This window comes from uncultured Victivallis sp. (assembly GCF_944391105.1).
In the GTDB taxonomy this organism is placed as follows: Bacteria; Verrucomicrobiota; Lentisphaeria; order Victivallales; family Victivallaceae; genus Victivallis.
The window spans coordinates 18,587-40,965 of sequence record NZ_CALXSK010000016.1 but is presented as its reverse complement, the minus strand read 5'-3'; the positions used below and the strand labels follow the sequence as shown (position 1 = coordinate 40,965).

At 58.0% G+C, this 22,379-nt stretch carries 20 protein-coding genes; 13 read left to right on the top strand and 7 right to left on the bottom strand.

Features of this window, described 5'->3' with window-relative positions:
* The 7 genes from Q0K10_RS06935 to Q0K10_RS06905 all read right to left on the bottom strand — a co-directional run bounded on the left by Q0K10_RS06935 (position 1) and on the right by Q0K10_RS06905 (position 4,503).
* The gene (locus Q0K10_RS06935) at positions 1-339 is read right to left on the bottom strand and encodes a DUF2149 domain-containing protein (RefSeq protein ID WP_294505016.1); all 339 of its coding nucleotides are present in this window, start codon (positions 337-339) and stop codon (positions 1-3) included.
* On the bottom strand, positions 336-926 hold the full coding sequence (locus Q0K10_RS06930; RefSeq protein ID WP_294505014.1) for a MotA/TolQ/ExbB proton channel family protein: 591 nt from the start codon (positions 924-926) through the stop codon (positions 336-338). The genes Q0K10_RS06935 and Q0K10_RS06930 overlap by 4 nt, the downstream gene beginning before the upstream one ends.
* Positions 901-1,611 (bottom strand): hypothetical protein, encoded by a 711-nt coding sequence (locus tag Q0K10_RS06925; protein ID WP_294504998.1) that lies wholly within the window; start codon positions 1,609-1,611, stop codon positions 901-903. Before Q0K10_RS06925 ends, Q0K10_RS06930 begins: the two co-directional genes overlap by 26 nt.
* Before the next feature lie 28 nt (positions 1,612-1,639).
* Positions 1,640-2,077 carry a hypothetical protein gene (locus Q0K10_RS06920; RefSeq protein WP_294504996.1) on the bottom strand — a complete coding sequence of 146 codons (438 nt, stop codon included), beginning with the start codon at positions 2,075-2,077 and terminating at the stop codon, positions 1,640-1,642.
* Positions 2,078-2,088: 11 nt separating this feature from the next.
* Positions 2,089-2,898 (bottom strand): prepilin-type N-terminal cleavage/methylation domain-containing protein, encoded by an 810-nt coding sequence (locus Q0K10_RS06915; RefSeq protein ID WP_294504994.1) that lies wholly within the window; start codon positions 2,896-2,898, stop codon positions 2,089-2,091.
* Between the two features lie 181 nt (positions 2,899-3,079).
* Entirely contained in the window at positions 3,080-3,820 is a 741-nt protein-coding gene (locus Q0K10_RS06910; RefSeq protein ID WP_294504992.1) for a hypothetical protein, read from the bottom strand.
* Positions 3,821-3,921: 101 nt separating this feature from the next.
* On the bottom strand, positions 3,922-4,503 hold the full coding sequence (locus Q0K10_RS06905) for a hypothetical protein (RefSeq protein WP_294504989.1): 582 nt from the start codon (positions 4,501-4,503) through the stop codon (positions 3,922-3,924).
* Between the two features lie 468 nt (positions 4,504-4,971).
* Between Q0K10_RS06905 and Q0K10_RS06900 the strand changes: the two genes are divergently transcribed.
* The 13 genes from Q0K10_RS06900 (at position 4,972) to Q0K10_RS06840 (ending at position 22,210) form a co-directional block, all read left to right on the top strand.
* Positions 4,972-6,072, top strand: a complete 1,101-nt coding sequence (locus Q0K10_RS06900; protein ID WP_294504987.1) for a GntR family transcriptional regulator — start codon at positions 4,972-4,974, stop codon at positions 6,070-6,072.
* 38 nt (positions 6,073-6,110) lie between these two features.
* Positions 6,111-6,314, top strand: a complete 204-nt coding sequence (locus Q0K10_RS06895) for a hypothetical protein (RefSeq protein ID WP_294504984.1) — start codon at positions 6,111-6,113, stop codon at positions 6,312-6,314.
* Positions 6,315-6,320: 6 nt separating this feature from the next.
* Positions 6,321-9,779, top strand: coding sequence for a beta-galactosidase trimerization domain-containing protein (locus tag Q0K10_RS06890; protein WP_294504981.1), 3,459 nt, complete (start codon positions 6,321-6,323; stop codon positions 9,777-9,779).
* Between the two features lie 36 nt (positions 9,780-9,815).
* Positions 9,816-10,700, top strand: a complete 885-nt coding sequence (locus Q0K10_RS06885) for a discoidin domain-containing protein (protein WP_294504978.1) — start codon at positions 9,816-9,818, stop codon at positions 10,698-10,700.
* Positions 10,701-10,711: 11 nt separating this feature from the next.
* The gene (locus Q0K10_RS06880) at positions 10,712-11,353 is read left to right on the top strand and encodes a prepilin-type N-terminal cleavage/methylation domain-containing protein (RefSeq protein WP_294504976.1); all 642 of its coding nucleotides are present in this window, start codon (positions 10,712-10,714) and stop codon (positions 11,351-11,353) included.
* 13 nt (positions 11,354-11,366) lie between these two features.
* Entirely contained in the window at positions 11,367-13,259 is a 1,893-nt protein-coding gene (locus Q0K10_RS06875; protein ID WP_294504974.1) for an alpha-galactosidase, read from the top strand.
* 244 nt (positions 13,260-13,503) lie between these two features.
* Positions 13,504-15,390, top strand: coding sequence for a proton-conducting transporter membrane subunit (locus Q0K10_RS06870; protein WP_294504970.1), 1,887 nt, complete (start codon positions 13,504-13,506; stop codon positions 15,388-15,390).
* Entirely contained in the window at positions 15,387-16,328 is a 942-nt protein-coding gene (locus tag Q0K10_RS06865; RefSeq protein ID WP_294504968.1) for an NADH-quinone oxidoreductase subunit H, read from the top strand. Before Q0K10_RS06870 ends, Q0K10_RS06865 begins: the two co-directional genes overlap by 4 nt.
* Positions 16,325-17,029, top strand: coding sequence for a hypothetical protein (locus Q0K10_RS06860; protein ID WP_294504966.1), 705 nt, complete (start codon positions 16,325-16,327; stop codon positions 17,027-17,029). Before Q0K10_RS06865 ends, Q0K10_RS06860 begins: the two co-directional genes overlap by 4 nt.
* A complete protein-coding gene (locus Q0K10_RS06855) occupies positions 17,026-18,453 on the top strand; it encodes a proton-conducting transporter membrane subunit (protein ID WP_294504964.1) in 1,428 nt (475 codons plus the stop codon). The genes Q0K10_RS06860 and Q0K10_RS06855 overlap by 4 nt, the downstream gene beginning before the upstream one ends.
* Positions 18,450-19,934 (top strand): hypothetical protein, encoded by a 1,485-nt coding sequence (locus tag Q0K10_RS06850; protein WP_294504961.1) that lies wholly within the window; start codon positions 18,450-18,452, stop codon positions 19,932-19,934. Before Q0K10_RS06855 ends, Q0K10_RS06850 begins: the two co-directional genes overlap by 4 nt.
* Before the next feature lie 20 nt (positions 19,935-19,954).
* On the top strand, positions 19,955-20,722 hold the full coding sequence (locus Q0K10_RS06845; RefSeq protein ID WP_294504958.1) for a 4Fe-4S binding protein: 768 nt from the start codon (positions 19,955-19,957) through the stop codon (positions 20,720-20,722).
* A 219-nt stretch (positions 20,723-20,941) separates the two neighbouring features.
* Positions 20,942-22,210 (top strand): hypothetical protein, encoded by a 1,269-nt coding sequence (locus tag Q0K10_RS06840; RefSeq protein WP_294504955.1) that lies wholly within the window; start codon positions 20,942-20,944, stop codon positions 22,208-22,210.
* Positions 22,211-22,379: the final 169 nt, after the last annotated feature.

Sequence of the window (22,379 nt, the reverse complement as noted above, 5' to 3'; positions counted from 1 at the left end):
TCAATTGTCTCCTTCCGGAACGTAGATGACCTCGCCGGATTCGAGGCGGTAGGCGATGCCGACGCGCTGACCGCGGCCGGAGCCTTCGCTTTTTTCGGATTTGTAACGGGTGACTTTGTTGTCCTTCTTGACGATGATTTCCATATCGGGAGTTCCCGCGTTTTTGACGAAGGTCGCGTCCTCGGCGGTCAGAAATTCCGTCATGCGGCTCTGGATGGCGAATGCGACCATCAAGGCGACGGCGAAGACCATCGCCGCATCGAAGAGATTCATGAGGCTCGAACGCGGATCGACTTCATCTTCATCCCGGAAGAGGTCGTTGTAACGGCGCTTTTTCATCGGTCGGCTTCCTCAAGACGGCGGTCAAGGACATATTGCAGATTCGAGATTTCCTCCGCGAACCAGTGGCGTTTGACCGAGTAAACCAGCAGCCCGATCCCCGCCACGAGGCATCCGACCACCGTGGTGGCAAAGGCGATCTGCATGTTGTACGCCATGGAGTTGATGTCTCCGGAGGCAAGTCCCGCGAGCGCCGGACCCATTGGAATGAGCGTCCCCATGAGTCCGAGCATCGGGCCGACCTTGGTCAGAAATTTCGCACGTTCGAGTTCCCGTTCATATCCCTGCTGGATTTCGGCGATTCTCTTCTCGCATTCAAGCTCGTTCCAGCCGAGAGCGTCCAGTTCCGCGAGATGGCAGCCGAAGATGCTCCCCTCGTCGAAATCGGCCGTGTCGACGCCGGGCGAAGTTCGAATCCGCCTCAGGAGTTCATTGCGTTTCCTGCGCTGCTGAAGCAGAATGAGATAGGCCGAGAAGAACCCTCCCAGCGAGACGAGAGACGCGATCATCGCCGCCAGCAGCAGCACAATGACCGGCAGAAGCAAACTGTTCGAAATCCAGTTAAGAATTTGAGTGACGGTTGACATGACATTTTTTCCTTTTATAGTTGAACCAAATGGCAAAGACGATCATACTCAGAAGCACCGGGACGGCGAGGAGTCCGAAGACCGCAAGCGGTTCGGAGAGCGTTTCTTCTCCGGCGGCGGGAATCAGCCGGGCGGTCGCCGCAACCGGCAGAAACACCGCGCCCAGCAGCAGAACCCATTCCGCGTGCAATGCGAAAAGAATCCGGGCTTCCCGGTCGCGTCGCATCAGACGGATCAGTTCGGTTGTCGCGATTCCGCCCGCGGGCAGTGCTGCGGCGAGGATCCAGGTGATATGGCGAAACTCCATACCGGGAAACTCGTTGAACAACCGCATCTGCAGATAGAGCGCTCCCGCCGGAAGCAGTGCCGACGGCAGAAATGCCGGGAACTTCCAGCGTTTGAGCGGTTCTCCGGATTCGTATTCCGCCAGCAGAGAGATTCCGGCGATCAGCGAAAACAGCTCCTGTATGACGACCAGCGCGCACCAGTTTTCCAGCCTCGCCGCTCCGGAGAGCGAGGCCGTCACCGCCGCGAGGCTCGTTTGTGCGATCCGCTCCTCGAAGAGGAACGGCAGCGGGATGAGCAGCGCCGCCGTCAGAAACTCCCAGCGCCGCGGCAGCAGGGCGAGTTTACAGAAACTCAAAAACGCCGCCGCAGCGAGGACTGCGGAGAGAAACAGCGTCATAAGATTCTATCCTCCAGATATTTTTGATTCATTGATTCTCCTCGGGTGTGACGAAGGTGAAGGAGAGAAATTTCCAGCTGCCGTCGTTTGCCCGGCGGCAGATCGCCGTACCGATTTCGCCCCGCGCATTTTCCAGATGGAGACGGCATCGCTCCGGTTTCGCTTCATAACTGTGGATTCCGGTCAGATGAGTTTCCGACGAGCTGAATTTCCGCATGGCGTACCAGGAGCTCGCGGTCTTCCGGGCGCGCGGATCTTCGCAGTGCCGGGCAAATTCCGCTGCCGCTCCTTTTCTGGCATATCCGGAAAGCGTTTCGATGAATTTGTCCGCTTCGGCGTGTTCTTCCGGGGAGAGTTCGCGCAACCGGAACTCCTCCGGCGTTCGATCCGTCGAAAATGCGTGAATCACGACGGCAACCCCGATCAGGAGAAACAGTATTGTACCGGTTTTCTTTGCGTTTGACATTGTGTTTTTCCTTATATTTCAATGAGTTCGATGGAGTCTGGATAGAGGTGGTTGAAATATTTTTCGTTTTCGTCCGGATCACGGAAACAGCCGTAGAGATTGACCGCGTCGCCATCGCTGAACAGTTCCGACGTGACATGTCCGTCCGCCCAGGAGATGTTCGCTCTGCGCTGATGGCGGAAACCCGTCGTTCCGTTCGTATGACCCATTCCGTAACCGTATGGACAGAGGATCGGCCCGGTGACGTTATCCGCCTGGATCTGGCTGTCTCCGAACATCACGGTCTCCGTCGGATTCTTCACTTTCGCCGGTTTCGTCACTCCGTTGCTGATCTGACCTTGAAAGTATGCCTTTGTCGAATATTTCCGGCAGGAGTAACCGTAGCCGCCGAGAGAATCCATCTTCGTCATATCGCCGGTCTGCAGTCCCGCCGTCGCCGCGAACGTCGGGCAGATGATCGCCCGCGGTGTACTGCCGTAATAGGGGAACAGCGGCCCGGCCGTATAGTCGTAATGGCCGCCGCTCCCTCCCATCCCGCCGGCGCTGTTCACTCCGTACCAGTAGGTTGTCGAACTCTTTCCCGCACGCACCTTTACGTAGACTTCATTGTCGGCCGTGTACATGATGTTCGCCGCTGTCAGCTGTTTCAGCCCGTTCAGGCAGGAGGTCGCCCGTCCCCGTTCCCGCGCCTGATTCAACGCCGGCAGCAGCATGCTTGCGAGAATCCCAATGATCGCTATCACAACCAGAAGTTCAATAAGTGTAAAATTTTTCTTTCCCCGGATTATTTCCGGCTTGACAGGGAGTTCAGGGTGTGTCATGATAGAATTTCCTTTTTTTGTGATGATTAGTTCAGCCTAATTCACTGGGCAAAAAAATAAGTTTGGGAGAAATATAGCATCGGGGTAAAAGAAAAGCAAGCGGGGAATTAGATTAATCTAATTTTTTTTGACGGAAGCTGATCACGACCGGTCGATGAACCATTGATCGGGGAGGGGGGAGTTATTGCGACGCCGTCTGAGGAGGAGCGGAATCTCTTTTCGCGCAGATGAATGCATCCAGGCGATTCAAGACCATGTGATCCCTGTCCCGGAAAAAAACGGTTTGAAACCAGAGTGAATCGGCAGTTTCGCACTGGTTTTCCAAAAACAGGCGATTGTTTTCGATTCTGCAGGATCCGGCGTATTCCGCGTTCAATGTTTCTGCTCCTTTTCCGGCAAAAGAGAAGTTGCCGTCCGGGGAGAAAACCAGTTTGAATGGAGCGACCCTCTCTTCCCCGGTCTTGAAATTCTTTTGAACCAGGGACCAGGTGCCGACCTGCCACTCTGCCGTCAGAAGCTGTTCCGGATGGCGGCGTTCAAGGCGGAAAACCAGATCCGGCTGAAACTCATTTCGAAATTCGATCCCGGTTTCGTCGAAGCGGTCGGCGATCAGGCCGCGTTTTTCCGCCGGAGTTTCTTCGGAATTTTCCCGTTTCGTCTCCGGGAGAAGAAGAATCAGTTGCCGCCGGTGATAGATCAGCCTGCCCGGGATGCGTCGTTTCGCCGATCCCGGCGTGATGGTCTCCACGATTCCATCGGTCGAAATGGAGAACCGATCATCCGCCAGCAAATTTTTTTCTCCATGGTTGACAATGTAAGCATCCCATTCGCCGACAAATTCCTGCGGAATCTTCTCCGCCACAGATCCGGCAGCCACGGAAACGACGGCGAGCAGAAGAGAAAGACCGAACATGCGCTTCATGATGCTGTCTCCCCGGGAACAGAATCAAAAATCGGGGAGCGAGATCTCCTCGCTCCCCTGCTGGAATGCGGGTTGTAACGCATTCGGAACAACGTCATCCGTCAGAACCACCAACCCGACTGGGAGACGGTTGCATCAAAAAGCTTGTGCGGGACAACGAATTTGTCCATCACGACGACTTCGCCCTTGCCGTTGATGTAGAACGGCATAGGCTTCACGATTTCCACTCCCGTCAACGTTGCGGGGAATCCGGTGACCTTGACGTTCATCTTCTTGAACACAAAGTAATCGTCGGTCTGGATTTCATAACGGGCTGCGACAACGGCATCGCACTTGCTGGATGTGCAGGCATTGTAGAACGCCGCCCTGGCCGCGATCTCCTTGGCGTTCGGAAGCCAGGCGAAGAGCGCTCCGAAAACGCTGTCGCTCGCGCTCAGCGTCGCATTATCCGCAAACGCCGAGGTGTCGCCCCAGGCAAAAAGGCCGAACAGAACGTTGACCTGCGCCTGTCCGCTGACCCGTTCCTTCTCGTTGACCTTGTACAACGGACGATAACTGTCGACCGGACCAACCGTGGCAGGATACACATTCATGCTGCCGGCATCGCTGGTGTTGATGGAAGTACAGCCGGCAAAGAACAGTGCCGCCGTCGCGAACAGTGCAAGAAGAACAATTTTTTTCATCCCTACTCTCCTTTTTTTATCCAGCCTTTCGTCTTTTCCGGCCGGGACTGGTATACTATAGGACCAAAAAAAAATATGTCAAGATTGATAATTTTATTTTCATAATTAATAGTTGATAATTTCCCGGCTTTATGATCGAAGAAAAAATGCGCGCATCGTTGTCCGAAGCATTGCGCTGCGGGTTCGGACAGCGCAACATTCGAATCGTGGCAGAGAGGCGCCGGCCGAAATCTCTTCCGCAAGGGGGGCGGAGGATCGACGCACGACACCGGAGGAAAATTAGTTTCCGGTTAAGCGATTCCCGATTCCCGTTGCTTTTCTCCAGATATTCCGCAATGGTATTGTAATGGTATTATGTGGATATACTTTTATCTGACTTTTGTTCTATTCTGCTATTGACTTTTGATTTCGTCTTGCGGTATAATTAAAACAACACAATCGATCAGAAACAGATGAGAGGCGCAATACATGAATGCCGCTTTTGCCAATCAAAATAAAAACGAATTTGTCTATCGTTCCCTTCTGGATGCCATTCGGCGTGGAGTTCATCCGACTGGATCGCGTCTTCCGAGCGAACGGGAACTGGCGGATCAGTACTCTTGTTCCCGCATCACGATCCGGCATGCGCTGGAGCGGCTCGAAGAGAAGCAGGTGATTCGACGACTGCAGGGGAACGGCACCTTTGTGAACGGAGTGGATCCCTGTCCCTCCGCCGATTTCCGGGTCGGCCTGATCCTGGACTCCGAAGAGGATGAACTTTATAACGACCCCTGGTTGTCCGAGCTGCTCTACGGCATGATTTCCGCCGGAGGCAGACAACCGTTCGTCATCAGTCTCATTCCGGTTTCCAGAACCGGGACGGTTATGGAGACGCTGGCGAAACGGGGGCAGGAGCTTCATGACTACAACGGCTTCGTCGCGGCGAGGAACCTTTCGGCGGAAGAGATCGAAACGCTCTGCACGCTCGATCTTCCTTTCGTATTGCTTCAGAACGAAAAACTCAAGGGCTCCCACTCATACATCTCCATCGACAATGCGCAGGGTGCGTACCTGGCTGCGGCACATCTTCTTGCGATCGGATGCCGCCATTTGTTTTTCATGCTTCCGGAACAGTTGCCGCAGTACCAGGACCGGGTGAAAGGCTTTCAGCAGGCGTTGCGGGAAAAGGGAATACCGTCCGGTGAAGAGGATTTCGTCCTGCGGGTCGGCGTGGATGACTGCGCAGATGCGGAACGGCATATCGAAAACCTTCTGGCCCGGAAAATTCCGCTTGACGGGCTTCTTCTCGGCAGCGATGGCTGCACGTACAGTGCGGTGACCACGCTCCGGAAACATGGGGTTCGGATTCCCGAGGACGTTTCCGTCGTGATGTGGGACGATTTTCCATGGGTCTCGAAAGTGTTGCGCTTGCCGCTCACCGTCGTTCGTCAGCCGTTCCGGGAACAGATCGTCTCCGCGATTGAGATTTTGATGTCTCAGCGTGGTTCGTACAAGCCTTCCAGCATCCAGCGGATCATTCAGCCGACGCTGATCGTGCGCTGTTCCTGCCGGACACCGAACAACAACTGAGCGAAACCTGTACCAAAATAAACAGTAAGGGGTTCAACATGAATATATTGAGAACATTCCTGACTGCCGCGCTGGCGGCGGCCGCCGGGGCAGCCATGGCCGCGGAGGATCTCATCGTCGAGATCGAGATGCCGCCGCGGGAGAAAAAACATGAGCTCTATTCCGGGGTTCAGGACATCTCCATCAAGGGGAACTCCTTTTTTCGCGACGGGAAGCCGTATTTCGTCTCCGGAGCCTGGTAGCTCGACATGGAGGCGCCGGTCTGGAAATTCCGCCTCTTCGGGGTCGACGTCTGCAGCTACAATCCGGAGTTTATCTTCACCTGTTACGGACTGACGAAGGGAAAAGACGGCGTCAAACGGCTGCAGCTGCGGGCAAATCCGTGGTTCGAGGCGATGATGAACCGTTTTCTGGCCAACAAGGTCAACTTCTGGCAGGAGCACAAGGCTGCCCAGATCTCCTATCTGACCGAAGATCCGAATTTCAAGGAGGCTTCCGGCGGCGGCCATTTCGTCGCATTCGATCCTCATCATCCGCTCGGAATTCCGCTTTACCGGGAACTGTACAAAACCTGGATGCGGTACACGCAGAACTATCCGATCTTCTGCTACGAGCTCTTCAACGAGTTGAGCTACAACAACACGCATCCGCTCAGCCGCAATGCCTTCCGGGAGGCGATGAAGAAAAAATACGGAAACATTCAGGCGTTGAACCGCGCCTGGAAATCCAACTTCTCCTCGTTCGACGACGTCGATGCGCCGGGATACCTCTCCGACCACGGAAAAACCGAAATCGGGCGGGACAAATTTTACGAGGAGGGGTGCGCGAAATATCCTGCCCTCATGGTGGAGTGGCAGCATTTTCAGGAAGCTCGCTGCGCGGAAGCGGTCAAAACCCTGATGCCGATCATGCGCTCCTATGATCCCGATCCGAAGGTTTTCTCCACTCTGCAGTCGGAGATGGCCTGGTGGATGGATCACACCGGCAGCGGAGTCGGAACCGAGGCGATGACCTCGGTATCGGACTTCTACTCGCATGAAATCGGAACCGGATTGATCGAAAGTGGAAATTACCGCAGCTATCCCTACGCCGCGAAAATGATCCGCACAGGCTTTGTCGGCGACCTGGTTCGCGGCTTCAATCCGAATCGCCCGATTTTCAACGCCGAGGCGCCCTTCGGAATCGTCTCCCGCGGCGTAACCGAGGACGAACTGCGTCAGAACGATTATGCCGACATGACGAACGGCTGGAAATTTTACGACGCAACCACGGCCGCTCCGGAAAACTGGAATGCCGAAACGCTCTCGCTTGAGAAATGGGGAGAGATCCGCGTTCCGGCCATGTGGGGGCAGTGCGGATATGAAAACTGCCAGGTCGGACTTTACCGCAAGGATTTCACCCTCAGTGGCGATCAGCTCTCCGGCAAAGTCTATCTGAACGGCAAGGCTCTGGCTGACTCCGGTGAAATCTACGTCAACGGAAAACTCGCCGGAAAGGTGTCCGGATTCAATACGGCATTTACGCTGGATATCACCGGATTTGTGAAGGAGAAGAACTCCATCGCCATCCGGATTGTCAATCGCTACTTCCTCAACGGCATGTACTACGGCGGCATCCGCGGCTTCGTTTCCGTCAACGGCGCGCGGCTGATTCCGGACAGGGAGGCGGCGTTTGAGCCACGCCATTTCCGGACTTACTACTGGAGCCAGATGGCGCACGGCGCCATGAACGGCATCATGCTCTCCTACAATCCGCCGCAGCACACGATGGCGGCACGGTCGCTGCCGCTCATCAAACGGGAGATCGAAAACGTCGCGGATTTCCTCTATCTGCCGGAAAACCAGCCTGTTCCGGAAGTCGCGATGCTCTATCCCTATGAATCCATGCACACCGTTCTGCACAAGGACTATACGGAACGTCTGGAAGGACCCGCCACCATCAACATTCTGCCGTGGTACACGCCCTTCCTGTTCCACGGCAATTCGCCGGCGGTCCTGCTGCCGGAGGTGTTCTCCCGGACCGGGGGACGCGGGTTGAAACTCCTTGTCGCTCCCAATCATCTGCGCTTCGAGCCGGAGAGTTACAAGCAGCTCTGCCGCTTTGTGGAAGAGGGCGGGGTGCTGGTCACCAACTATGATTCGTTCACCGTCAACGACGAAACCCACGCGGATTTCGATTCCTCGCCGCTGACGGGCGTCACCTTCGGGGCGTCGTTGAAGAAGCCGGAATACGAACTGGCCGGAATCGGCAAAGGGCAGCTCGAAATTCGTCATCTCGACAAGAGCTTCGGGCGGGAACTCATTCCCGGCAAAGCTCAGGTGTTCCGCAAATATGCCGACGGCCGCCCCGCGGTGACGGTGAATGGGTACGGCAGGGGGAAAGTTTATGTGATCGGAGCCAATTTCCCGCATGATGTTCTCGGCAAACTCCTGCTCGAGATCGGGGACGGGCTCGATGTCCGTCGCTTTCTCCGGCTGGAACAGGCGGACAAGTCGTTCCTGCCGGAATTCATCGATCTCAAATGCTGGAGCGCCGCTGACGGCAGTCGCCTTGCATATGTTCTCAATTACGATGTGTCCGGTTCGGCGAAGTTGCACATTCCCGGATTGAAAGGGGAATACCGCATGCGCAACGTCGAAAACGCCCGTCCGATTCCGTTGCCATCTGGCAATGAGTTTGGGACGGAGCAGGAGCTTTCCGCAGGCATTCCGATGCGGGTGGAGCAGTTTTCGCCGGTCGTCGTTCTGCTGGAGCCGGCAGGAGCCGCTCCCAGGACGTTCCGGGGAATCGCCCCGACCCGGCTCGCCATGCTGAACAAGCTCTGGGTCAAGCCGGAACCGGTTCCGGGCGGGCCGCGGATCGGATTCACGCCGCTGGATGTGATGAATCCGACGCACGGCACCTTCCCGACCGCATTGCAGCTCGCTGCGGACAACGGGTTCAACGTGGAGAATCTGCCGGAAGACACCCGGTTCGAAAATCTGGATGTGGTCATGTATTCCCATCCGCGGCTCGAGTGCCGGAATCCGGACGATCTGCTCGACTTCGTCCGCAACGGCGGCGGACTTTTGATGATGGGCAGCGGCGCCCTGACTTACCACGTCATGCCCTCCAACGGCAAAATTCTGAAGGAGCTCGGGCTGGAACAGGCGTATATCCCGGCGGCGCTCTACAATCCGAAGCCGAACCTTCCGGACGAGGATTGCCTGAACGTCCGCTGCCGGATCATCTCGGGGCATCCGGTCACGGAAAACGTCAATGAATTTGTCACCGCCGGCGCGGGAGTGCTGAACCGGTTCCCGCGGAATGCGCATGTTCTGCTCCGGGCGCCGAAGGACGATCCGTCTTATCCGAACCGCCCGGTAGCGGTCGCGTTCGAATACGGCAAGGGCCGGGTAATCTACATCTGCGACTACTGGTTCGTGCGTCCGCTGCATATCAATCGCGGCGATGACGCGCAGTTCTTCCTCAACGCGCTGAACTGGCTCGCCCGGCGTGATTCAAAGCGGCTTTCCTCAGCCGATCTCGAAAAGTCGCTCTACATTACGAAGGAACTTCTTGAGAAGGCGGAGGATGAGGAAGCGCACGGAATCACGACCTTTGAGGCGCCGGCGGAGAAACCGTCGATTCTTGGAGGTTCCGATTTTTCCAAAACAGAGGGATTGCGGGGAGGCGATCCGATCGTCGACGCGATGAAAAATTTCTGAAAAAGCGACCCAATCAACATCATAGGAGATGATACGATGAAAAAAGAATTTCTGTGTCTGGTTTCCGTTCTGGGGCTTTTCGCTCTTCCCGCCGCCGAAATCACCTCCCCGTCGGGGAACGAAGGGCAGGGGGCGGAGAGCATCGAGAAAAGTTGCGACAACAACCCCGGTACCAAGTGGTACAGTGAATTCAACCGGGGACTTTCGTGGCAGCTGGAACTGCCGGCGGCGAAATTCCTCCAGTCCTACTCGTTCGTCTACGCCAACGACTATCCCGACCGTGATCCGAAATCGTGGATCGTCGAGGGCAGCCAGGACGGGAAGACATTCTCCAAGATCGGCGAAGTGCAGGATTATCCTTCCCAGCTGCGCCATGCGACGCGCTTTTTCTCCATCGACAATCCGGGGGACTACCGATTCTACCGGATTCAGTTCCTCGACAATCATGGCGACAACGGTTTCCAGATTGCGGAAATCGCCTTCAGTGACAACGAGGTACGGCCGGTTCAGAATGTGAACATTGCGACGGCGACCTCGCCTTCCGGCCATATCGGTAAAAAAGGCGAGGAGGTCGGACGGACCATCGACCGCAACAAGCGCACAAAGTGGTTCACGCCGTTCTGGCCGGGGCTTTCGTGGCAGCTGGAGCTGCCGGAAGCCCGGAAATGTACGCTTTACCGCCTGACCAGCGCGAACGATTATCCCCTGCGTGATCCGAAATCGTGGTATGTCGAGGGCAGCGTGGACGGCAAGGCGTTCACGAAGATCGCGGAAGAGAAGGATGTGACGTTCCAGTCCCGGCTTCAGGAGAAGGAGTTTCCCATCGCTGCTCCGGGGGATTACCGTTTCTACCGCGTCACGTTTACGGAGCTTGCTTCCGGCAACGACGGTTTCCAGATTTCCGAAATCGAATTCAAATAAGAGGTTCGAAAATGAAATCCGCTGCGAAATTCACCCTCATTGAGCTCCTCGTGGTGATTGCGATCATCGCGATTCTTGCCTCGATGCTTCTGCCGGCGCTGAACCGGGCGCGCGACGCGGCCAAAACCACAGCCTGCAAGAACAACCTCAAGACCATCGGCTCTCTCAACCAGCTTTATGTTGCAGACAATCAGGATTTTTTCGTCAAATGGACAGACAATCAGCGGGAAGCTTTTGTCCGACTTCTTTCGCGCGGTTATCTGGGACTGCCGGACAATGAGGACATTGTGTCGGACTGGACGACTTACAACGTCAATCCGAGGTTGAAAACGTGGATGTGTCCCGGGGCTCCGGACAGGTACAGCAGCCGTCAGTACAGTTACAATGCATTCGGTTTGGTCGAAAACATCAAGAAAATCACCGCGGCCCGCCGTCCATCGACAACCATGCTCTCGACCGACCTGCGGGAAGGAAACGGTAATTCATTCAATTACAACGATTTTTATAAAGCTCAGGATATGAGTTGGATCAAAGGACCGGATCGTCATTCTTCGACCAGCAACATCGCCTTTCTTGACGGGCATGTGGAGAACTGGCAGATTCACCGCGAATGGGCCGACGGTTGCGTGCCGCGCTGCCTGATCGGACTTTAAAACATGATTAAGAATGCGTGAACTTTATTTTCAAAACAACCGGATGGAACTCCGCTTCATTCTCGAACCGGAGTTTCGCCTGGAATCGATGAAAGATCTCCGCTCCGGCCGGATCGTATGCAGCGGGGATTCCGGGACGCTCTATGCCGACCGGAACCGGCTGCCCGCCGCGAGGTTCGAGTCCTGCAAACAGGAGGGGAATCATTATACGCTGTGTTATCGAAGCGGAGACGTTTCGATCATCCGCGAATTGTTTTTTTATGACGACGCTCCGGCGTTCCGATATTACGATACGCTGATCAACCACGGCGACTCTCTGGCGGGGATGTACTATTCCGGGCTTTTCCAACTGAAATGGAACGCTGCCGTGCAGCGGGCGGAATGCGTGCATTTCTTCGACTGCACCGATCAGTCGAACCACAGACTGCTGCGCATTCCGGCCCGGAAGGGGAAAAATGTCGGCGCCTATTTTCTGACCGACCGGCTCTTCTTCTACAAGGAGGGGCCGCAGCCGGACTGCCGTCCGATCAAAGGGGAATATGACTTTTTGTACGAGCCCGATGCCCGCAGCATGGAGATGGTCGGAATCGGGTTCGACAATCTGCATTCAGGTGAAACCCGAAGAGTGTTCGGTGTGGTTGTCGGACTGCGTGACGATTATGGATTGCAGCGCTATCAGGCGGAACGTTACGGTACGACGCCGCCGGAAGTTCTGGCCAACTCCTGGCCGGAACTGGAAACCGGGGTCAGCGAGGAAATCATTGCCCGGGAACTGGAGATGGCAGCGGAATCCGGTGTCGATGTGGTCTTTATCGATGACGGTTATTTCCGGGAGTTCATGGGAGAGATCGACACCGACAAATTTCCGAACCGGTTTTACGAACTTGCCCGGCAGGCGGAGCGATTGCATCTGCAGCTCGGGTTGTGGGTCAACCCGCTCGGACTCGACACCCATCATCCCCGCATGGAACTCTGGGACGGGGCCGAACGTGCCGACATCATGGAACAGGAGATCCACTGGAATTTTCTCGCCCGCACGGACGATTTCGTTCATACGGAGATGTACGGCGACTGCCGGGCGGAGCGCAGTTACAACCCGGTGGAGCTGCTCGACCCGGAGTGTTTCGAGTATATGAAAAACAAACTTGCCGGATATTACCGAGAATACGGCATCCGGCGTTTCAAATTCGATCTTTACCAGCTGACGGCCTTCAACACCATTCGCGGTGATGCGCAGCTCCACTACGAGGCGTACCGGCGGCTGATCGAAGAGCTGCGGCAGGAGATTCCGGAGCTGATCCTTTCCATGGACAGCACCCGGAGAAACCGCCCGACATTCGACTTTTCGCTCGATTTTGGTCGGATTTTCCTGGAGAACCGCGGTCGTGCCATTCCGGATCATCGTTACTATCATCCGTGGCGAGCCCTTGCGAATTTCCATCAAACGGCGCAATTTGTTCCTGCCCACCGGATCGAATTGGAAATGATGCCGCACGCGATGGATTATCCGCTCGAATACATTCTTGGAACGGTTCTGTTCGCCACGCCGCTTTACTGGGGGCTGATCGCCAACTGCCCTCCGGAGCGACGCGCCGGAATGAAACGCTTTTTCGCCGCTGCACGGCAGCTGCGCGAAGAACTGGCGAATTCGCTGGTCATTCCGCTCGGAGAGGCTCCGGAGGATGGCTCCTGGAGCGTCATTCTGGCCGTTCCTCGCGGCGAGGGAAGAACATTTCTGGCACTCTATCGCAATGGCGCCGCCGAGCCGGAATACCGTTTCACCGGTACGGCCGGTCTCCGGAGGGCCGAGCGGCTGCTCGGAAACGGTACGGTGGAACTGGATTCCACCGCGTTTCGATTCCGGGAAACCGAACCGTATGCGTTCTCCCTCTACACGGTGAGCTGAAGAGCCGACTTTTCTGATCGGGGAAGGGGGGCGTTTTCGCGGCATAGGAACGTTGAAACACCTCCGAACCGGCTCCGGACGCGTCATGGATCGTGCCGGTTCGTCCGCAGAACAGCGGGAATTTCGTCCGAACAGGTTGTGAGGCATTTGCACAAGGCCGGACCATCGTGTATATTATACGCCTTATTTTTTTATCAGGATACGTCAACGTAACCAGAACATAAGGTGTCATCGTGTCGATTTCGTGTATCGATGGAGTGGCGGCAGGAGTGTGGGGCGCCGGGGCGGCTGCCGCATTTCTGCTCGCCCGCAGACCCGGGCCGCCACTGTGGCCGGATGTGCGGCAATCTGGGTCGGAGTGCTGGCCGCTCTCTGCGGCCTGATCTGCCGCGGCGCCGCGCTGAACGGCGGTTTCGTCATTTTCTTTCAACTTCCGATCCTGGTGCTGGCCGCCGCCGGTGCGGTTCATTCGCCCGGTTACCTCAGGGGACACGGAGAAACACGCGCCGGAACGTACTGGGGATTTTACAATCTCACGGTGGCCGCAATGTACGGCGTGACGCTGGCGGAGAGTCCGTTCCCCTTTCTGGTGATGTGGGAAATCATGGGGCTTGCGAGTTTCGCCCTGGTCGCATTCGACCGCGAATCGCGTGAAGTTCTTCGCGCGGCATGGATCTATATCGCGGCCTGTCACGCAGGGGCGGCCGTGCTGATTGCGATGTTTTTTCTGGGCGGAACTCCGGAAACGGTTTTTGTTCTCGGTATGATCGGATTCGGGCTCAAGATCGGTTTCCCGCTCCTGCACATCTGGCTGCCGGAGGCGCACCCGGCAGCGCCGGCGCCGGTTTCCGCGCTGATGTCCGGGGCGATGATTCAGCTCGGATTTTACGGTCTGCTCACTTTCTGCACGACTTCGCAACAGCTGCAGGCGCTTTATGGCTGGACTCTGCTCGTCACGGGGATGACGGGAGCGTTCGGCGGAATGCTGTTTGCCCTCGGTCAGACCAACCTGAAGAAACTGCTCGCATATTCCAGCATCGAAAATATGGGGGTGATTGCAGTCGGATTCGGATTCGGATTTCTCGGTGAGGCCGGTGGAAATGCCGTCATGTCGCTGTTCGGGTTTGCGGGTGCTTTTCTGCATATGCTCATTCACTCGCTGCTCAAGGGAGGAGTTTTTCTCGGTGCGGGTTCGGTTCTGAAGGCGGAGGGGACGCTTGAAATGGACCGGATGGGCGGATTGCTCCGGCGTGCACCGTTCACGGGGTTCGTATTTGCAATGAACGCCGCCGGTTTGAGCGGGCTGCCGCCTTTCGCCGGTTTTCTGAGCGAATTTCTGATTTATCTGGCGGCGCTGTCCGGACTGGCGGCCGCGGATCATTACGGCGTTTTCGCCATATCGCTCGCGGCGCTGGTCGTTCTGGCGCTGACGGGAGGGGTTGCCGCAGCCGCTTATGCCAAAGCCGTCGGTGCGGTGTTTCTCGGAGAACCGCGTTCGAAGGAGGCCGCGGCGGCACACGAGGTGACCGTCCCGATGAAATGGGCGGCGGGAGGACTCCTGGCGCTGAGTCTGCTTCTCGTCGCGGCTGCGCCCCTTGTGATCGAATCTGGATTGCCGGAACGGTTCGGGGGAGGAGAGAGCGCCGCGATGAGCGAGTGTGTCGGTGTTCTGCGGCGGATCGGTGGTTTTTCGGGGACTCTCACCTTGCTGACGGCGGGACTTCTGGCGCTGCGTTTCCGGCTGCTTCCGCGCGGTCGGCACAGCCGGGTGGCGCCGACCTGGGATTGCGGTTACCACAGTCCGTCGGCCCGGATGGAGTACACCGGTACCGCGTTTTCACAGCCGCTCACGGACTTTTTTGCCGGAGTGCTGCGGCCGCGGATTGCGATCCAGAAACCGGATGGGGATTTCCCTGAGACCGCGTCGTTCGAGGAGCGGGTCGAGGATGGCGGAATGCGTTTCCTCTGGCAGCCGGTATGCCGGATTCTGTCGGAGGCGGCGCAGAAGATCCACGTTCTGCAATCCGGTTCTCTGCACTGGTACATTCTGGTGATGGTTCTTACGCTGCTTGCGATGCTGCTGTGGGCGTTCGTTTCTCCGGCCGGGATGGAAGGAGGATTGGGACGATGAATGGAGGTGCGGTCATGATCTGGATGATTTCGTTCGCACTGTCGCTGGTGCTGGCGCCGCTGCTGCCGGGGATCGTGAATAAGGTCAAGGCCTTCTTCGCGGGGCGTCGCGGTCCGTCGTTGTTCCAGCTCTACGTCGACCTGGCGAAACTTCTGCGCAAAGAAGGGGTGTTCAGCGCTACGGCCGGCGGGTTTCTGCAGCTTGCGCCTTCCGTTTCGCTGGGCAGTCTGCTGCTGGCGGCGGCGCTGCTGCCGCACGGGCTGGTGCGGTCTCCGCTGGGGTTCGGCGGAGACGCGGTGCTGTTCTTCTATCTGCTGGGTACGGCGCGTTTTGCGACGGTGCTGGGGGCGCTTGACACGGGATCGAGTTTTGAAGGGATGGGCTCTTCGCGGGAAATGCAGTTTTCCGCATTGACCGAAGGGGCGATTTTCGGTGTGATCGGTTTTGTCGCAGTGTTCACGGGAAATGCCGGTTTTTCGATGCTTCCCGCCGCGGGCGGTGGGGAGTGGTGGAGTGCCCATGCGGTTTCTCTGTTGCTGGCGGCGGCGGCGTTTTTTGTCGTTCTGCTGGCGGAAAACTGCCGCGTCCCGTTCGACGACCCCGAGACGCATCTCGAACTTACGATGATTCATGAAGCGATGATTCTGGATTACGCCGGCCCGGATCTTGCGTTGGTTCTCTACGGCGCATCGCTCAAGTTTTGGATGTTCGCGACGGTTCTGATGATGCTGATCCTGCCGTGGAACATCAGCGGCGGCTGGCTCGGGATGATCGGGTGCACGGCCGGGGTTCTGGTGACTGCCGCGGTGGTCGGTGCGGTGGAGTCGAGTATGGCGCGTTACCGTTTTCTAAAGGTTCCCTGGATGCTTGTGGGGGCGCTGGCGGTGGCGTTGCTCGGAATTTTTTTCCGGCTGGTTTTTGAAGGAGGTGTTCAATGACGGCGTGGTGTGAGGCGATCCTCGCTGCGTTTCTGCTGACGGATCTCATGCTGGCGGCGTCGAGCCGCCTGCTGCACTGCATCCGGATTGTGGCGGTGCAGGGGATTCTTCTGGGAATCCTTCCACTGGTGGTTCGTGCATGGAGCGAGGTTCATCCGGAACAGATCTGGGTTGCGCTTCTCAACATCGGGATCAAGGGGGTGGCGCTTCCGCTGCTGCTGATTCTGGCGATGCGGCAGGCTCGTGTGCGGCGTGAACTTGAACCGTTTGTCGGTTATTCGCTTTCGGTGGTGACGGTTCTGGCGCTGACGGGAATCTCGTTCTGGGTGGGGGCGCAGCTGCCGCCGCCCGGGGAGGCCGGCCTGAGACTCGCGATGCCGGTGGCGTTCTCGACGATGCTGACGGGGCTTTTCATGGTGACGGCGCGGCGCAAGGCGATCACGCAGGCGATCGGGTTTCTGATTTTTGAAAACGGCATCACGCTGTTCGGCACCGGGATGATGATCGAATACGGGCTGGTGGTCGAGCTCGGAATTCTGCTGGATGTGTTTGTTCTGGTTTTTGTGATGGGCATTGCGCTCTTCCAGATCAACCGGGAGTTCGAACACATTGACGCGGATAAACTCAACCGTCTCGGCGACTGGTCCGCGCCGGACGAGGCCGGTGCAGAGAGTCCGATCCATGCGGGAGAGAGAAAATGACACTCTGGTTTCCGATTCTTCTTCCGGCGCTGACGACGCCGGTGATTCTGTTCGCGGGGAGACGCAGTTCGCTCGCGGCCCGTGTTCTGCTGCTGCTTGCCGCTCTGCTGCATGCGGCATGCGTGATTGCGCTGTACCGTCTGGACGGACCGGTCGACAGCGGATATCTCGGGGTCGATTCTCTCGGGTTGTGGGTGGTGTCGATCACTTCGGTTCTGTTTTTGTGCGTGTCGGTTCATGCGTTTTTCTGGCTGCCGATGGCGAGGCGGTTCGAAGGAGGCGGGGACGGGCGTTCGCTGATGCGCGAAAATCTGTTCTGTGCGATTCTTCCCTGTTTTCTGAGCACGATGACGCTTGTGGCGCTCTCGCGAAATTTCGGTCTGCTCTGGGTGGCGGTTGAGGCGACGACGCTGGCGAGTGCTCCGCTGATCTGTTTCCACCGCTCCGCGGGGTCGCTGGAGGCGATGTGGAAATATCTGCTGATCTGTTCGGTGGGGATCGGTCTGGCGCTGTTCGGAACGCTGATGCTCGGTGTCGCGATCCGGCCTCCGGAGGGGGTGGCGCCGGGCCTCGGATTTGCCGTGCTCGGATCTGGATTCAATACGGTCAATCCCGCATGGTTCAAGGCGGCGTTCATCTTCTGTTTCGCCGGATACGGACTCAAGATGGGGCTTGCGCCGTTTCACACCTGGCTGCCGGATGCGCACAGTGAGGCGCCGTCGATGGTGTCGGTGCTGCTTTCCGGAGCGCTGTTGAACTGTTCGTTTCTGGGGATTGTGCGGGTGCTCGGGGTGGCGCCGGCAGAGCTGCGGGGATTTTGCAATGGATATCTGGTGACTTTCGGGGTGTTGTCGCTGGCGGTGGCGGCGTTGTTCATCATCCGTCAGGGGGACTACAAGCGGATGCTCGCCTATTCGAGTGTGGAGCACATGGGGCTGCTGGCGATTTTCTTCGGCCTCGGCGAGGAGGTGATCGGCCTGGTTCACATGGGGGTTCACTCCCTGACCAAGATGATGCTGTTTCTGATTGCCGGCAATATTCTCATGGCCTGCGGAACGCGTCGCGTGGAGAAGATCAGTGGATTGTTTGAACGCATGCCGCGAACGGCGTGGCTCTGGGTGGCCGGGCTGTTTCTGATCTGCGGGACGCCGCCGTCGCCGCTGTTCGTGACGGAACTGCTTCTCGTCAGAAGGGCCGGCTGGTGGCTCGGTGGGGCGATTCTGATCCTGCTTTTCGCGGTATTCTGCGGGATGTCGGTGATCGTCTTCCGGATGGTCGGGGGACGGGCGGCACCGGAAAGCGGGGAGTCCCGCGAGGCCGCGTATGCGGCGGAGAAACTCGCCTGGCTCCCCGGAATGCTTGCCGTTCTGCTGTTGGTGTGGGGTGGCTGGTTCACCTGGATTTTCATGGAGAATTTTCAATGATGCGGCCGATGAAACTGGGAAACGGCATGGCGGCGCCGTGGCGCGAAGTACCGAAGTTTGAGTGGACGGATTTCAAAAGCTGGCTTCTGACCTGTTCAGAAGAGCCGCAGCGGCGAATCGCGGCTTTTTTCGCGATTCCGGAAGGAGCGAGGTTCCGCCTGGTCGCCGTGGCGGCGGATCCTGCGACGCGGGGATTTGAACTCGGCTCGGCCGAGGTTGATGGACATTATCCCGCATTGAGCGGAGAAATCGTTGCGCTTCAGAAGTTTGAGCGATTGATTGCCGAACGGGACGGTGTCGTTCCCGACGGACATCCCTATCTGCAGCCGGTGCGCCGTCTGCGGGGGGATGAGAACGGCGGGGATTTTCTGGCCATGGGCGGAGCGGCGGTGCACGATGTTGCGGTCGGTCCGGTGCATGCCGGTGTGATCGAACCCGGACACTTCCGGTTTGAATGTGTGGGGGAAACCGTTCATTCGCTGGAGATATCTCTCGGGTATCAGCACCGCGGGATCGAATCCATGCTTTCCGGCGGACCGGATGGGAAAACGCTTCCGCTGATGGAGACCGCCGACGGATCGAGTTCGATTGCCGCGGCCACAGTTTGTTCCCGCCTGATCGAAGCTCTGGCCGGGCTGGAAGTGTCTCCCGGGGCGGTCACCTTGCGGGCCGTCGCGCTTGAGCTCGAGCGCATTGCCAATCATGTCGGAGACCTCGGGGCGCTGGCGGGCGATGTGGCGTTCCTGCCGACGGCGTCGTTCTGCGGCCGGATTCGCGGTGAGTATTTGAATTTGACCGCGGAACTCTGCGGCAACCGGTTCGGGCGCGGTTTCGTGATTCCCGGCGGAACGCGGTTCGGCCTGGACAGAGCCGGAGCGAATCGGATTCTGGAACGGATGCGCCGGGTCAAACGCGATCTTGATGCGGCGTTGAAACTCTTCTTCGATTCCCCGACGGTGCTTGACCGCCTGGAGAACACCGGGCGGGTTTCAAGAGAGACGGCTCTGCACCTGGGCGCGGTCGGTCCGGCCGCGAGGGCGTCCGGGGTCGCCCGGGACGCAAGGTGCGATTTCGGATGGGGCGAATACGCTCCTTATGCCGAATGCGGATGCGTGACGGAAGAGGCCGGAGATGTGCTTGCGCGGGCTCGGGTCCGTCTCCGCGAGGTGGATTTTTCCCACCGTTTTCTGGAGGCGGTTCTGTCTGGAAGCGAATGGCTTCCGGTAATTGCGGTTCCTCGCGACCGGAGAATTGCCCCGGCCGCGGACTCGATTGCCGTGAGTGCGGTCGAGGGGTGGCGCGGGGAACATGTTCACGTGGCGTTGACTGGCGGAGACGGCCGTTTCCGGGCGTACCGGATCATCGATCCTTCGCTGCGTAACTGGGAGATGCTCGCCATGGCGATGCGTGGAGAAGAGATCTCGAATTTTCCGATCTGCAACAAAAGTTTCAATCTGTCCTACTGCGGACACGATCTCTGACGGGGAGGCAGGGTGTCATTATGTTGAAAGCGCTGAAGGGTCGTTTGGAACAGGGATTTCGAACCGGGAAATTTCCCGATGCGCCGCCGGCGCTGCCCGGGCGGTTCGCGGGGCGTCCCGTGCTGGATGCCTCGCGGTGCACCGGATGCGGCGCGTGCACGCGCCCGGAGAGCTGCCCGACCGGAGCCGTCTCGCGAAAGCGGGAGGGAGAACTTGAAATCGATACGGGAAAATGTCTGTTCTGCGGTGCGTGCGCGGAGATCTGTCCCGCCGGGGCGATCGCGTTTTCTCAGGAGTACCGGATGGCCGCGGTGTCGCGCGGTGCGCTGGTTGTCCGCTCCGGCGGCGAACCGTACATCCCGGAGAGACCGACGAATCGCGAATTTCTCCGGTTCTGTGGACATTCGCTTAAAATTCGGCAGGTGTCCGCAGGAGGATGCGGCGCGTGTGAGCTCGATTTCAATGTGCTGGGGACTCTGGCGTGGGACATGGGGAGATTCGGCATTCAGATTGTCGCGTCCCCGCGCCATGCGGACTGCATCCTCGTCACCGGGCCGGTCAGTTGCAACATGCTCGTCGCATTGAAAAAAACGTATGATGCCGCCCCCCGTCCGGTCTGGGTGATCGCTTCCGGGGCGTGTGCGATTTCCGGCGGCCTTTATGCCGGCAGCCCCGAGTGCATGGGCGGGGTTGAGGAAATCCTCAAGCCCGATCTTTATGTTCCCGGCTGTCCTCCGCATCCCGCGACGCTTCTGGAGGGAATGCTCCGGCTGATGGGACGCCGCTGAAGAAAACGGAGGAGAAAGAGGTGGGAGGCGCAGGACGGCATTCCGGGGTCGTTCAATCTCCTGCCGGTTTTGCCGCGGGCCGGGCTGCGGGGGAGGGCGTTTCGTTTCCGCCCGGAATTTTTCAGAAATTCCATTCGATTTTTTTCTCCTCTTGACTTTTCGCGGCGTGTTGTTCATAATATTAATGAAACGGCAACACGTGCCAGGGGAGGGGGAACGATGAAAGAGAGATCGATTCGGATTGCGGTCGTCTGCGCTGCGGCAGCCGGTATCGCCTTTGTCATCGCTGCGGGATACTGGTTTGAGTCGGCCGATTTCGGTTTCGGGAGTGCGCGGAGTTCGCTGCTCCGCCTTACCGCAGTGGAGGATTCCGCCGAATTCGCCGACCGGAACATCGCCGCTCTTCAAATGAAACGCGACACTTCGAATTCTCTTTTCCGCATCGGGCGGCGTCTTGTCGGTCCCCCCGAAGATCCCGGCTATGATATGCCTTCCGCCGGGCCGCTTTCCGGTTTTCTGAACAATCCGGAGGCGCAGAAAAACACGCGTGAACTTCTCGGGAAGAATGCGGATGTGATCCGGGAACTGCAGACGTTCTACGAGCAGAAGGGGGGCGTGCAGGCCATCCTTTCGCCGGAGCAGTCGGAGCAGTCGCGGAGCATTCGGAAAATCCTCTCTCTTTACAGCGACCGGATGGCTGTGGCGGTTCTGGAGCGGAATCGGGCGCAGGCCTGGCGGATTCTGGAAGAGAGCGAATACTTCCTGACGGTGAGCTCTCTGCCGACCAGTCTGCAGGGCGTGTCGGACTTCAACATCGCTCTGACGATCTGGCAGGTGGAGGTTTTCGGCTGTTACATCAACACCTTCAAGCTGACGGCGCGGGAAGTCGATCAGCTCACTGCACAGATTCAGACCCTTCAGACGAGGCTGGGCGATTCGTTCCGGTGCGCGCTCGGCGGGGAGTGTCTCGCGCTGTACCGGAATTTCTCTGCCGGAGACGCCCGGATCTCCTGGCGGATCGATCGATACGATGACTATTTTCGTCAGCTTGAGCGTCTGCCGTACAACCGCTGGGTGCAGGCGGATCGGATCTTTCTGATTGCGGAGGCTCTCTCAAGTCGTTACTGCGACTTCCGAAATTACAGCACGTTTTCGGACTCTCTCCGAAAATTGAGGCGGGAGACCGGGGACGCGTCGCCGTTTGTCCGGAATTTCTGCCGACCCTTCTGGACGCTGCACCGGAACGGGGCCGGGATCTATACGCAGCTTCAGTGCGAACTTGTGAAACTTGCCGTATTGAAGTACCGGAATGCGGAAATGCGTCTGCCGCAGACTCTTGCGGAACTTTCCGCCGTGAATCTGGAGAAGGAGGCGTGGATCGATCCACTCACGGGACGGCCGTTCTCTTACGAAGTCTCTCCGGACGAAACCTGGTTTCAGGTTCTGCATGGAGGAAGGAATTGGGGACGAGCCGTGTTTCTGCCGTGAACTTCCAGATGAATGCCGGCTCGTGGTCCGATGCCCGTGGAACTTGCATTGCTGCGTTCCCGGTTCCGGCATTTCATGTTTCTGAAACGCGGAATGACTTGTCGCGCCCGCGGGGGCTGGGCGTCTGCCTTCATGACCGCCCCCCGGCGAAGCGAATCCCGCTTCCTCC